16 protein-coding genes and 1 tRNA gene are annotated in these 12,700 nt (G+C 56.1%); 7 read left to right on the forward strand and 10 right to left on the reverse strand.

What is annotated here, in order from left to right:
* Positions 1 to 26: 26 nt before the first annotated feature.
* On the reverse strand, positions 27 to 566 hold the full coding sequence (locus ACEN8R_RS02275) for an AidA/PixA family protein (protein WP_018926818.1): 540 nt from the start codon (positions 564 to 566) through the stop codon (positions 27 to 29).
* A 126-nt stretch (positions 567 to 692) separates the two neighbouring features.
* Positions 693 to 1,196, reverse strand: coding sequence for an inclusion body family protein (locus ACEN8R_RS02280; RefSeq protein ID WP_018926817.1), 504 nt, complete (start codon positions 1,194 to 1,196; stop codon positions 693 to 695).
* A gap of 441 nt (positions 1,197 to 1,637) precedes the next feature.
* On the opposite strand from ACEN8R_RS02280, the gene ACEN8R_RS02285 reads away from it, so the two are divergent.
* Both ACEN8R_RS02285 and tam read left to right on the forward strand, forming a co-directional pair.
* Positions 1,638 to 1,967: a YXWGXW repeat-containing protein gene (locus ACEN8R_RS02285; RefSeq protein WP_018926816.1), complete on the forward strand. Its 330-nt coding sequence runs from the start codon at positions 1,638 to 1,640 to the stop codon at positions 1,965 to 1,967.
* Positions 1,968 to 2,038: 71 nt separating this feature from the next.
* Positions 2,039 to 2,809: a trans-aconitate 2-methyltransferase gene (tam, locus tag ACEN8R_RS02290; RefSeq protein WP_018926815.1), complete on the forward strand. Its 771-nt coding sequence runs from the start codon at positions 2,039 to 2,041 to the stop codon at positions 2,807 to 2,809.
* Between the two features lie 51 nt (positions 2,810 to 2,860).
* On the opposite strand, the gene ACEN8R_RS02295 is transcribed toward tam, so the two are convergent.
* From ACEN8R_RS02295 to ACEN8R_RS02305, 3 genes are all read right to left on the reverse strand, one after another.
* A complete protein-coding gene (locus tag ACEN8R_RS02295; protein WP_008036180.1) occupies positions 2,861 to 3,268 on the reverse strand; it encodes a type II toxin-antitoxin system HicB family antitoxin in 408 nt (135 codons plus the stop codon).
* A 36-nt stretch (positions 3,269 to 3,304) separates the two neighbouring features.
* On the reverse strand, positions 3,305 to 3,484 hold the full coding sequence (locus tag ACEN8R_RS02300) for a type II toxin-antitoxin system HicA family toxin (protein WP_007984690.1): 180 nt from the start codon (positions 3,482 to 3,484) through the stop codon (positions 3,305 to 3,307).
* 267 nt (positions 3,485 to 3,751) lie between these two features.
* Positions 3,752 to 4,087 (reverse strand): hypothetical protein, encoded by a 336-nt coding sequence (locus tag ACEN8R_RS02305; protein ID WP_018926814.1) that lies wholly within the window; start codon positions 4,085 to 4,087, stop codon positions 3,752 to 3,754.
* Positions 4,088 to 4,395: 308 nt separating this feature from the next.
* On the opposite strand from ACEN8R_RS02305, the gene ACEN8R_RS02310 reads away from it, so the two are divergent.
* Genes ACEN8R_RS02310 through ACEN8R_RS02330 form a run of 5 tightly spaced genes read left to right on the forward strand, consistent with a single transcriptional unit; the run spans position 4,396 to position 9,426 of the window.
* Entirely contained in the window at positions 4,396 to 5,868 is a 1,473-nt protein-coding gene (locus ACEN8R_RS02310; RefSeq protein ID WP_026286475.1) for a cytochrome c oxidase subunit II, read from the forward strand.
* Positions 5,869 to 5,916: 48 nt separating this feature from the next.
* Complete coding sequence (ctaD, locus tag ACEN8R_RS02315) at positions 5,917 to 7,692, forward strand: cytochrome c oxidase subunit I (protein ID WP_018926812.1); 1,776 nt, start codon at positions 5,917 to 5,919, stop codon at positions 7,690 to 7,692.
* On the forward strand, positions 7,689 to 8,375 hold the full coding sequence (locus ACEN8R_RS02320; RefSeq protein WP_018926811.1) for a cytochrome c oxidase subunit 3: 687 nt from the start codon (positions 7,689 to 7,691) through the stop codon (positions 8,373 to 8,375). Before ctaD ends, ACEN8R_RS02320 begins: the two co-directional genes overlap by 4 nt.
* 6 nt (positions 8,376 to 8,381) lie before the next feature.
* The gene (locus ACEN8R_RS02325) at positions 8,382 to 9,095 is read left to right on the forward strand and encodes a heme-copper oxidase subunit III family protein (RefSeq protein ID WP_026286474.1); all 714 of its coding nucleotides are present in this window, start codon (positions 8,382 to 8,384) and stop codon (positions 9,093 to 9,095) included.
* A 13-nt stretch (positions 9,096 to 9,108) separates the two neighbouring features.
* Positions 9,109 to 9,426: a cytochrome C oxidase subunit IV family protein gene (locus tag ACEN8R_RS02330; protein ID WP_007935708.1), complete on the forward strand. Its 318-nt coding sequence runs from the start codon at positions 9,109 to 9,111 to the stop codon at positions 9,424 to 9,426.
* 51 nt (positions 9,427 to 9,477) lie between these two features.
* Here ACEN8R_RS02330 and ACEN8R_RS02335 read toward each other — a convergent pair whose 3' ends face one another.
* The 5 genes from ACEN8R_RS02335 to ACEN8R_RS02355 all read right to left on the reverse strand — a co-directional run bounded on the left by ACEN8R_RS02335 (position 9,478) and on the right by ACEN8R_RS02355 (position 12,699).
* A complete protein-coding gene (locus ACEN8R_RS02335; protein WP_018926809.1) occupies positions 9,478 to 10,032 on the reverse strand; it encodes a hypothetical protein in 555 nt (184 codons plus the stop codon).
* A gap of 265 nt (positions 10,033 to 10,297) precedes the next feature.
* Positions 10,298 to 10,371, reverse strand: a tRNA-Gly gene (locus ACEN8R_RS02340).
* 182 nt (positions 10,372 to 10,553) lie between these two features.
* The gene (locus tag ACEN8R_RS02345; RefSeq protein WP_018926808.1) at positions 10,554 to 11,438 is read right to left on the reverse strand and encodes an alpha/beta fold hydrolase; all 885 of its coding nucleotides are present in this window, start codon (positions 11,436 to 11,438) and stop codon (positions 10,554 to 10,556) included.
* A 316-nt stretch (positions 11,439 to 11,754) separates the two neighbouring features.
* Positions 11,755 to 12,447, reverse strand: a complete 693-nt coding sequence (locus ACEN8R_RS02350; protein ID WP_018926807.1) for a pseudouridine synthase — start codon at positions 12,445 to 12,447, stop codon at positions 11,755 to 11,757.
* Positions 12,448 to 12,480: 33 nt separating this feature from the next.
* Positions 12,481 to 12,699 (reverse strand): cysteine-rich CWC family protein, encoded by a 219-nt coding sequence (locus ACEN8R_RS02355; protein WP_018926806.1) that lies wholly within the window; start codon positions 12,697 to 12,699, stop codon positions 12,481 to 12,483.
* Between the last annotated feature and the right edge of the window lies 1 nt (position 12,700).

Here is a 12,700-nt window from a genome sequence, read left to right on the forward strand (position 1 = left end):
GCCGCCTCCTACTCGATAATCTTTATTCACGCCGACAGCGTCACCTCAGTCTTCCACCTGAAATACCCGAGCGCTTCGCAGCGCTGGTTGATCAGCATGAAGCTCAGTTCGCAAGTTGCCACGCCCGTGCTCAGTTGCGAGCACTCCCAATAATGATCATCGGCCTTGTGGCTGCCCGGCTGGTTCGGGTTGGCGGGGTCGGGCGCGGGGACGGTCTGCTCGCCATGGACGATCAGCTTGGGCGGAGAAAGGATCCCGGTATCGTCCACCGTAATGTTGTGGAATACCACGCTGTGTTCGGCGAGCAAACTGACGGTCCTGCCGCGAATATGAAAGACTTTTCCGTTGTGGGTGGTCAGTGTGATATTGCTGTCGTTTTTAACATTTTTCGTTTTTGGTGTAGCGCTGATGCCGAAGATGAAGCCATCTTCAATCACGGTCGGCTTTTGCGGGTCAAGGCTGGGTTGCGGATAGCGCGAAAGCAGCGATTCGGCATCGACGACCAGCAGCACGCTATTGGCGGTCAGGTTACTCGCCGAAGGGGGGGTAATCGGTTCGGAAGTCATCATGGATTCCTTTCATGATGTTGACGCAAAACGGTAGCCGCTTCGGTTTCAAGCAAGACATCCTGTTCCAGCCGAGGCGGCAACGGACTGGGGTGACCCCTCGTTGCCGAGGGGTCGATTCCATCATCAGTTATGGATGGAAATGAATGGGTCCCACGAGCAGCAGCCGACGATCTGGCAGTTGCGGTCGACGATCAGGAAGTTGAAGTGGTAGGTCACACGACCACACGCCAGGGTTTCCGAGGACCAGTAATGGTTGTCGACTTTCTGGCAGCTAGGCACTGACGGATTGCTGGTGTTGGGGACTGCAACGCAAGCGGTAGCGCGGCGCGGCGAGGGTGGGGAGATCAGCTCGTTGCCTGCGTTGCCGATGAACTTGTAGAAAATTACGGCGTTTTCGAAGCTCTGGGACAGGCTGGTTTCACGCCAGCGAATCAGATCGCCAACCTGGGCCTTGAGGTCCAGCTCGCCACCGGCCTGGCCGCTGACCACGTTGTCCTGATTGGTGACCATGTAGACGTGCTTCCAGTCGATCAGAGTCGGCGAAGCAGGGTTTTTGCTGATGTTCGGGTAGTTTTTCAGAATGGTTTCAGTGTCGATGGAAACAAGTACATCCGTGACTCGAGACATAGTGAAGCTCCTTTTAACATAGTGATTGTCTGGCTACTTACCAGGCACGACAACGCTTGCTTGCCTTGTGGCCGTTGCGAACACACTACTGGGGAACCCACTCGATCACGGGGACGAGCTGGCCTTGCTCCTTGCCTTGAAATGACGGGTTGGGTTCCTTCCAACAGGCCGCGATAGGACTATAGATGCCATTTTTATACTGTCAAAACTGCTTTGATGGTCGGTCGACGAACGGTCATTTAGGTTATGACTTCCTACGATTTGGCGATAAAAAAGGCTCATCCAGATCCTCTGTGTTTTCCGATCGTCAAGTGATCCGGGTTCAGGCAATAGACAGACAAGACCTGTTAAAAAAGCAGTGAGCCAGGCAGGAGCATGGTGGAAAAGGGGGCGTTTTTTTGCTGGTTCACTCAACTTGGCTTTCAAGCCAGAGGAGGCGGCATGTTGTTACGTTACATGGTGTTGCTGGCAGTGGTGGTTACCGCAGCGGGTTGTGTGCAGGAACGGGTCGTTCATGACCGGCGTCCGGTGGAGCGTGAATATGTTGAGGTCATCGCACCGCAGCCGCCGCCGGAACGCGTTGTCGAGGTAGAGCCCGCGGGGCGACCGGGTTACCTCTGGTCCAGGGGGTACTGGCGTTGGGAAGGCGGGCGTTATGTCGCGGTTCATGGCCATTGGGTCCCGGAGCGACCGGGGTATCGTTATGTGCATCCGCACTGGGAGCAACGTAACGATGGCTGGCATTGGCGGGTGGGGGCGTGGGTTAACTGACGCGGACGATGTATCGTAGCCAACCGGTTGTCTGCCCCTGGCGACAACAATGCACCCGACAGGAGAGCGATATGAGTTGGTCCGCCAAACAATACGTAGCTTTCGAAGATGAGCGCACGCGCCCGGCGCGTGACTTGCTGGCCGCCATCCCAGCGGTGGACGTCCGTTCGGCCATCGACATCGGTTGCGGCCCCGGCAATTCGACCGAGTTGCTGGTGCAGCGTTTTCCCGATGCCGCGGTGCGTGGGTTGGACAGTTCGACCGATATGATCGAGGCCGCCCGCAAGCGTTTGCCTCAGGTGTGTTTCGACGTCGCTGACATTGATACCTGGAGCGACACCGGCCCGTTTGACGTGATTTTCGCCAATGCGGTGCTGCAGTGGGTGCCGGATCACGCCAGGCTGCTGCCGTCGCTGGTAAACAGGCTCACACCCGGCGGCAGCCTGGCGATCCAGATGCCCGATAACCTCAACGAACCGTCGCACCGGTTGATGCGCGAGGTCGCAGCGAACGGCCCTTGGGCTGACAAGCTGGCAAGGGCTGCTGGCCAGCGAACGGAAATGGAGGGTGCAAGCGGCTACTACTCAATGCTGCGTGGCCACTGCACTCGCGTCGATGTATGGCGCACCACTTACTATCATCCGCTCGCGGACGGCGCATCGGGCGTGGTCGAGTGGTTCAAAGGCTCCGGTTTGCGGCCTTTTCTCGAACCATTGGATGACGTGGAACGGGCGCACTATCTCAAGCAGTATCAGGCGGCAATCGAGCAGGCCTATCCGGCGCTGAGTGATGGTTCGGTGCTGCTGCCGTTTCCGCGGTTGTTCATGGTGGCAACGCGCTGACGAATCAAAGGGGACACATTCGTCCCCTTGATTGATCCGATTTTCAGGCTATCAACTTTGCTGCAAGACCTTGAGCGCCGCCGAGGCCAGAAACCCGGAGCGACTTTTCTCTTCCGGATGGTGCAATACGTACTCATCGATGCGGTTGAGCAGATAGCCGGGCAGGGTGATGTTGAGTTTCTGCGCCTTGCCCAGGTATTTGGTGACATCGATATCCACCACGGCCCACGTGCACCCTGCGTACTGTGGATTAGCCGCATGCAGGGTCACTTTGTTGGCGGGCGGAATTGGTGATCCGTCTTCGGCCAGAATCTCGAAATGACCTTCGATGGCTTCGCGAGCCATGGCCATGGCGTCATCCAGATCTTCACCGGCGGAGAAGCAACCCGGAATATCCGGAACTTCTACGCCCCAGGCGTGTTCGTCATCACCCATGGAAATCGCGATGGGGTAAAGCATGTTCGTTATCCTCCGAGGGCGCAGTCCATCGGTTCGTCAGAGCAGCGCCTGTTGCAAAATACTAATGGCCGTTTTCTTGAGCAGGTCCTTTTTCGGGTGAGGAACCGTCACCAGTCCAGGCTTGGTCGGATGCTTGAAGTGGTGATGACTCCCCCTGATTCGTACCAGATACCAGCCGTCCGCAACGATTTGGCTTATCAAAAAACGGCTATTCACATCACCTCCCTGTGGTGTGCTTATGGTTACTATACCTACTGAAAATCACTAATCAACACTATAACCACCAACGCACCCTGGATACGGATGGAAGAGCTGCATGAAACGAGTCTAGGAGGGCATGTCGCGATGGTTTGGGTAGACCCCGTTTTCTGTATTGCAGGGTTTTGCCGCAGCGCCGAAGCGCCAGGAATGCTCAAATTTCAGGCATAAAAAACCGGCCGCTGCGGACCGGTTTTTTGCGTTCCCGCGCATCATGCGGCGTTTTTAAAGCAACTGATCAATCAAAACCGCATTGGTGTAGATCAAGCTTCCATCGCTCGCTCGATGCCCGACCAAATGGAACTGACCGCGCTCGTAATGCAGATAGACGCGCATCTGGCAGTCGGACAAGGGGCCATATCCCTCTGGCAAGACCAAATCCATTGTGCTCATGTCGACATCGACCATGGCTTCGGGCTCATGGGTCTCTTGTAGACGTTCTTCAGCTTGCTCCAGACGCAGATGAAGGGGGTCATCGACGTCAAAATGGATCTCACCGATCGGGATGGACTTCTGGTCGGGGCTGGGCTTGCACCAGCCTTCGATCGTCAGGGCACTCATGACGAAACCTCCGTCGTGGACTGCTGGATTTTGTGGCTGTTGTTCTCAATACCATCACTTATCTGACTGCTACGCACAGGCAGGGTTCGTCTTTTGGGCCGCTTCTGGCCGATCCCTGCCGTCCGTAATCTGAAATTGAGTATAGCTGGCAACCGGGCCTCGCTTGCCCGCCTCACGGTACAGCCCGATGGCTCTATACTTCTTACTGGCTTTGCCACCGGGATGGGTGGCAGTTGTCTGCCCTGCTTGGACGTCAGTGGCGATGCTTTGGCATAACCAATGAGCAACAGGAACAGGATGAAGAGAACATGGCAATAGCAATTATCTTGATACTAATCGTTATTGCATCAGTACTCTTCCATATACTCGCGCCTTGGCATGCAACACCGGCAGCTTCCAACTGGGGATCCATAGACACCACCCTGTTTATCACCCTGATCATTAGCGGAATATTCTTCATCGCCATCACGGTTTTTATGGCGGTGGCGGTGATGCGTTATCGTCACAAGGAGGGATCCAGGGCGCACTACCAACCAGAAAGTAAAAAACTGGAACTATGGTTAATTATCGTTACTTCGGTAGGTATTGTCGCCATGTTGGCGCCAGGCCTGGTTGTTTACGATGATTTTATCCGGGTACCGAAAAATGCCTATGAGCTTGAAGTGATCGCCCAGCAGTGGCAGTGGGCCTTTCGCTTCCCTGGCCAAGACGGGAAGTTGGGTAAGTCAGATATCAAATTTGTTGATTCCACCAACCCCCTCGGCCTTGATCCCAATGATCCTGCCGGGCAGGACGATGTACTGATAAAAAGCAATGAAGTTCGTCTTCCGCTCGATAAGCCGGTGAAAGTTTTACTGCGATCCAAAGATGTGCTGCACGATTTCTATGTTCCGCAAATCCGCAGCAAGATGGACATGGTGCCGGGGATGGTGTCGTACTTTTGGTTTACTCCGACCAAAACCGGAAAGTATGAAATTCTTTGCGCTGAATATTGTGGTGTCGGTCATTACAACATGCGCGGCCAGATGATCGTGGAAGAGCAGGGCGCCTTCGATCAATGGCTGAAAAGCCAACCGACGTTTGCACAGACATTAGCCACGGCTGCCAAGCCCAGTCAGGACAGCGTGCTGGAAAAAGGCCGCCAGTTGGTCGAAAAATACGGTTGCGGGGCCTGCCATAGCCAGGATGGCAGTGCCAGTCTCGGCCCGGGATGGAAGGGCTTGTATGGCCGCACTGAACAGCTTGCCGATGGCAGCAGTGTGCAGGTCGATGAGGCTTACCTGAAAGAGTCGATCCTCGATCCGAAGGCCCGTCTGGTACAAGGCTACCCGCCGGTCATGGTGACCTATACTCTCAATGACGATGAACTGGGTGCACTCATCGCCCTGATCAAATCACTGGGTGCTGCGCGACAAGGCGACGAATCTGCTGCCGGCCAAGCGCCGGGCCCAGGTGAGGACCTGGCGGCGCAGGGACAGCAGTTGGCTGAATCGCTCGGCTGCCTGGCCTGCCACAGTGTCGATGGCAGCAAGGGCATCGGTCCCAGCTGGCAGGGTCTGTACGGTAAGACCGAAACCCTTGCCGACGGTACGAGCATCAAGGTCGATGAGGGCTATATAAAAGACTCGGTTCTTAATCCCGCTGCCAAAATCGTCAAGGGGTATGCACCCGTCATGCCGGTCTTTGCTCCCAGCGATAAGGAGTTGAATGCACTGATCGCTTTTATCAAATCCAAAGCGAATGCCGACGCTGATACGAGCAAGGCGCAGCCAGGGAAATAGCCGTAAGCAGCCAGCAGTACACCGAAACTTCGACAGGAGGATGACGTGATGGCCTATGCGGAGCAAGCCGAAACAGAAGCACTGCACGAGCCTAAAAGTTTCCTGACCAAATATATCTGGAGTCAGGACCACAAGGTCATAGCCATTCAATATTCCTTGACGGCTCTGTTCGTGGGGCTTATCGCCGTGGTGTTGTCCGACTTGATGCGCTTACAGATAGGCTTCCCCGGCAGTTTGGCGTTCATGGACGCCAATACTTACTATCAGGCGATGACCATGCACGGCATGATCATGGTCATTTATTTGCTGACGGCTCTGTTTCTGGGCGGCTTCGGTAACTATCTGATCCCACTGATGGTGGGCGCCCGCGACATGGTCTTCCCCTACGTCAACATGCTGAGCTACTGGTTCTACCTGGTGGCGGTACTGGTATTGCTCGCCGGTTTCTTTGTGCCGGGCGGTCCCACCGGTTCGGGCTGGACGCTCTATCCGCCGCAGTCCATCACCAAGGGGACACCGGGGGTCGAGTGGGGCATTGTCCTGATGCTCATCTCACTGGCGATTTTTATTGTCGCCGCCACCATGGGCGGTTTGAACTACGTCACCACGGTGTTGCAGGCGCGCACGCACGGCATGACCTTGTTTCGCATGCCGCTCTCCGTATGGGGAATCTTCATGGCCTCGATCATGGCCTTGCTGGCCTTCCCGGCGCTGTTTGTCAGTGCGGTCATGATGCTGTTCGACAAGCTGTTGGGCACCAGCTTCTTTATGCCGGCGATCATCTCGCTGGGGCAGCAGCTCAATCATCAGGGCGGCAGCCCGATATTATTCCAGCACCTGTTCTGGTTCTTCGGCCACCCGGAAGTCTACATCGTGGCTCTTCCTGCATTTGGCCTGGTCTCCGACTTGATCAGCACCCATGCGCGTAAAAATATCTTCGGCTACCGAATGATGGTGTGGGCGATTATTGCGATTGGCGTGCTCAGCTTTGTGGTCTGGGCGCACCATATGTATGTCAGCGGGATGAACCCGTACTTTGGCTTTTTCTTCGCCGTCACCACCTTGATCATCGCAGTGCCGACTGCACTGAAAGTCTATAACTGGGTGTTGACCCTGTGGCGGGGCGACATTCATCTGACCGTGCCGATGCTGTTTGCCCTGGCCTTTATCGTCACCTTCCTGGTGGGCGGTCTGACCGGGTTGTTTCTCGGCAATGTGATCGTGGACATTCCGCTCTCGGACACCTATTTCGTCGTCGCCCATTTCCATATGGTCATGGGGGTCGCACCGGTACTGGTGGTGTTCGGCGGCATCTATCATTGGTTTCCGAAAGTCACCGGGCGCATGTTTAACGACACCCTGGGCAAGCTGCATTTCTGGATTACCTTTCTGGGTACCTACGCCATTTTCTTCCCCATGCACTACTTGGGTTTCCAGGGTATGCCGCGCCGTTACTACGCCTATGAAAACTACGCGTTCATCCCGCAGTCGGCGCAAGAGTTGAATGCCTTCATTACGGTGGTCGCATTGACCGTCGGCGTTTCCCAGTTGCTGTTCGTGTTCAACCTGGCCTGGAGTGTATTTAAAGGCAAACCCGCGGGCAGTAACCCTTGGGGGGCGGCCAGTCTGGAATGGCAAACGCCGAACACCCCACCGGTACACGGTAACTGGGGAGCGAAGCTGCCGGTGGTGCATCGCTGGGCCTATGACTACAGCGTGCCGGGGATAGAGCAGGATTTCGTGCCGCAAACGGTCTCTTCCGAGGAGCTGGAGCAAATGCGGCAACTCAGTGCCGGAACCAAGATAGCGGACGTTAAAACATGAACAGACTGCTATTGAGAAACGCCGACGACGCTGACCCCGGCGGCAGTTGGAATCGCGATCCTGAAGGTATTCAGGCCGACGCCGATAGAAGCCGAACCGCAAGGGTAGGCCTGCGCTTGTTTCTGGCTGTGGTGAGTTCGTTATTCTTTCTCTTCCTGCTCGCCTTCATTGCCCGCTCACAAATGGCCGACTGGCTACCCCTGACAGACCCCTTGGCGCCTTTAGCCAACCCATGGCCGTTGTGGGTGAATTCGGCTTTTCTGGTACTGAGTTGCATCGCACTGCAGTGGTCGCGCATGGCCGCCCGACAGGCTCGACTGGACGCAACGGTCATGGGTTTTGTCGTGGGGGGGGTATTTGCAATTGCCTTTCTGACGGGACAAGTCTGGGTCTGGCAGCAGTTTGTCGCCTGGGGCTACTTTGTCGCCAGCAATCCGGCCAACAGTTTCTTCTACCTGTTGACCGGTGTGCATGGCCTTCACCTGCTGGGCGGGTTGATTGCCTGGGGCATAACCGTCGTTAAATTCCTGCGTCACGTGCCGTTGCCGCAACTGCGCGTCAGCGTAGAGCTCTGTACCACCTATTGGCACTACTTATTGGGTCTTTGGTTCGTGCTCTTCGCGCTGCTGACCAGCACGCCGCAAACCTATGAAGCCATCGCCAGATTCTGCGGCCTGAGGTGAAAAGCCATGGCATCGCACCCATTAGCACCGGCCGAGTCAAGTTCATCCAATCCACCAAGCCCGCCGCCTGCCCCGGGATGGCAGGGCATCGCCAGCGACTGGGCCTCGGATAGGGAGGCTTTCAGGCAGGTCCCCTGGGGCAAGGCGATGATGTGGATATTCCTGCTCAGCGACACGTTTATATTCACCTGTTTTTTAACCGGCTACATGTCGGTCCGCATGACCATCACCGCCCCCTGGCCGAACCCCAGTGAAGTGTTCGCATTGACAATCGGCGGCAGAGAAATCCCGCTTATTCTGATCGCCATCATGACCTTTGTACTGATCAGCAGCAGCGGCACCATGGCCATGGCCGTTAACTTCGCCTATCGCCGTGATCGTGCGAAAACCACGGCCCTGATGCTGGCGACCGCGGCCTTGGGCGTGACCTTCGTCAGCATGCAGGCATTTGAATGGAGCAAGCTCATCGCCGAAGGCGTGCGTCCCTGGGGGAATCCCATGGGGGCGGCGCAATTCGGGGCCAGCTTCTTCATGATTACCGGTTTCCACGGGCTGCATGTGTCCATCGGCGCCATCTATCTCAGCATTGTGGCGATGAAAGTCATGCGAGGAGATTATGAGCGCTCCGGAAACTATCAGAACGTTGAGATAGCCGGGCTTTACTGGCACTTCGTGGATTTGGTGTGGGTGTTTATTTTTGCTTTCTTCTATTTATGGTAGAGGAGCACGGGTGATGGCGCATGCTCAGGGTCAACAACATCCGATCAGTTTGTACCTCAAAATCTGGGGGCTGTTATTCGTCCTCAGCACGATGTCGTATCTGGTCGATTACTTTCACTTCCATGGCTACCTTCGGTGGGCCCTGATTATCACTTTCATGTTGTTGAAGGCAGGTTTAATTGTCTCCATCTTCATGCACATGGCCTGGGAACGGTTGGCCATGGTCTACGCCATATTGGTGCCACCGTTGTGTTTGCTGGTGCTCGTCGGGCTGATGGCCACCGAGGCGGATTATGTTTTCCTCAGCCGGGTCATCTTCTTCGGTCAATAAACAGCTTACGGAGGGCTTTGAGCCTCCGGGGTCAACCCGCAATAAATGGCGTTATATCGTTCGCTTGAACTGATGCCATTTGTGCAGCCAGGCGACTGTCCAGTGAGGGGATGCCGTACCCGTGCCGGCGATCTTCAGTTTTGGATGATGTTCAATGACCCGATCCAATACCGGCTCCTGATTCGGATCAACATCCACGAAGAAGATATGTTTGCCGTCTTCCACCATCTGTTTAAAGTTGCGGAAGTGCGCGTTAGGTACCTGAATACCAAAAAAGCCGCCTTCCCAGATGCAGAAGCCAAATATAACAATGGCAAGGAAGATAAAAGGTACCCAGCCTGCGGCGGTTTCGGTCCAGCCCAGCCAATAGGCACCGCCAAGGATCAGCGCTGCGAGTGGCACACCAACCACTGCACCAATCTCGCCAGAGTGAACAACATCCTGTTTCATCAACGAGTTGACCTCGTGGAGATGATGTTCTTCAACATCAGCCACTTGTTCGCTGAGCACATGAATTTGTTCGGTATTGATGCCGTTGGCTTCCAGTTCGGTTTCAAGGGCTTCGAGATCGTCGAGATTGTCACTGATGTAATAGTGTCGGTTCATGCCACACCTCCCATCTCGTGTTGGCCGTAGGCCTCCTCTGTCCCGCAGCCGTAAACTGAGATTTGCAGTCGGTATCTGCGCCCGTGGGGAACGTTGCACACTTCATGCAATCCGTAGGAAGTATAGCATTCGCTAGTATGCGGGGCCGGAGGTGTCAAGGACTGGAGAGCCCCCAAATCCCAGGCACAAAAAAACCGGCCATCAAGGCCGGTTTTTTCTTTACTTGCATCCCCCGTCAAGAAACGACGTGAGACTGAAATCTGATTGGAGCGGGTGAAGGGAATCGAACCCTCGTTATCAGCTTGGGAAGCTGGAGTAATGCCATTATACGACACCCGCTCAGAGCGGCTGACTTTGTACCAGATGTGAGCGCGGATTTGAAGTTTTTCTTTATGCGCGATGGCTTTAGCGCCGGGTGAAACACAAACAGGGACCGCTTGGCGGTCATTCGCGGGCAAGCCTCGCGCCTACGGGAGTGCGTTCAACACAGTAGGGCGGGACTTGCTCGCGATGACTCTGTTTCAGATTGCAAATGCATGGTGGTCCTGGACGTACTGGTAACGCGGTCGGCTTTCGAGTTGCGTCGGTTTCAGGAAGCCCAGCAGTGCGTTACGGCTGTCTTGGCAAGCGGTTTTGTGTTCCATGTCGAGGAAGTGGCCGGTGGCCTGAAGGGTGCTGAAGGTGCTGTGTTGTACATGGCCGGCGAACAGCCTGGCATCGGCGGGGGCGGTGTACTCGTCCCATTCGCCGTTCATGAACAGCACTGGCACATTGATTTTCTTTGCCGCGTTCAGGTAGCAGTTGCGGTCGCTGTTGAGCACGTCGCTGATGTGGAAGTGCATCTGCCCGTATTCGTGTTCGGCCAACGAACTGACGTGACGGTGGTTGAAGCGCTTGAACAGCGAAGGCAGGTGTTTGCCGATGGTGCTGTTCACCAGATGGCCGACGCGGTCACCGTCCCGGTTGCCGAGGTAATCGACACCGCGCTGAAGGTAGTCGAGCATGTGCTCGTTGACCACCGGCGAGAACGAGCTGATCACAGCCTTTTCGATGCGCCGTGGCCGGTGGGCTAGGGCGACGAGCGTGGCGGCGCCACCAAAGGAGAACGACAGCACGTGTTCGGCGGCGAAGTGGTCGATCAGCTCCAGGAGGATCTGCCCTTCGATTTCCTTGGTCAGCATTTTCTCATGCAGGTTGTGAGCCTTGGACTTGCCCGCGTAGGGCTGGTCGTAGCACACCACATTGAACTGCGGATAAAGGTTTTTCACGGTTTGGGCAAACGACGCAGTCGTGGACATCGAGCCGTTGACCAGAATGATGGTCTTTTCTGCGGCGTCTGCGCGATAGAACTCCGTGTAAACCCGATACTGACCCTGTATATCCAGCACAGCGATTTCTGGCCTCATGACATAAGACTCCTGGCAAGCGGGTATGCGCGCAAATCAGATTGCACGAGCTTTGTGACAGGTAGGCATACGCCTGGAATTTTTGAAGGCCCATGTCGATCCATTGCACGCCGGTCGACGGGTATTGTTATAAGCGGGCAGTTTGCCGGGGGAAGGCGGAACCTGAGGGTTCTCTGCCGGCAAAAAGTTTCTTAGAGTAGTTTTGGTGACTCGTCGGTCACATTTCGCGCCGACGTCCTGATTCAAGCAGGGGTCACGTCATCGCGCAAGTATCTTTCGAAAAATGTTCGACAACTTCTGCTGAGCGGTCGTCGGCTTAGATCAATCGGATCTCTTCGATGCTCAACGGCCGGTATTCGCCGGGCTTCAGCGCGTCGTCGAGCAGCAGCGGCCCCATGCGTTCGCGGTGCAGGCGCAATACCTTGTTGTCGAAGTGGCCGAACATCCGTTTTACCTGATGATAACGGCCCTCGACGATGCTCAGGCGCGCCGATTTTGCCCCGAGCAAGACCAGTTCGGCAGGTTGGGTTGTGAGGTCTTCGAAGGCGAAGTACAGGCCTTTGGCGAACGTGATCGCGTAGTCGGCAGTGATCTCCTGCTCCGTCTCGACGTAGTACACCTTGGGCAGTTTGGTCTGTGGCTGGGTCAGGCGTCGCGACCAGGTGCCGTCGTTGGTGATCAGCATCAGGCCGGTGGTGTTGAAGTCCAGGCGACCGGCGATGTGCAGGTCATCCTTGTCCGCTTCATGGATCAGGTCGAGCACCGTCGGGTGTTGCGGGTCGCGGGTCGCACTGACGCAGCCGGGCGGTTTGTGCAGCATGAAGTAGCGGGCCGGTTTACCGACCTGCAGCACTTCGTCGTCGACTTCTACGCGGCTGAACTCGAGAACCTCGGCGTGAGGGTCGCTGACGATAGTTCCGTCGACTCTGACGCGCTTTTCCACCAGCAACAGGCGTACCTGCTTGCGGTTGAAGCGGGGCAGGTTGCTGAGGAAACGGTCAACGCGCATGGCCAGGGATCGGTGGGAAAAGGGCTGCGTATGTTACGTGATCGGCCAGGCGGTTGCTTGCAACTGTGCCTCGACCCGGGCGCAGGCCGGGCACAGGCAGGACTTGTCGCGCAGCTCGGCCGGCAGCGTTTCGAACACCGCCGGGTCGATGCTGACGCCGTAGCACCAGCAGGCACGATCGACGGTTCGTGGATCGGCCAGGCTGCAGTCGTTGGAAGCGCCGCAGGCCGGGCAGAGGTCTGGCTTATTCATG

It is taken from the genome of Pseudomonas sp. Pseusp15 (assembly GCF_059492165.1).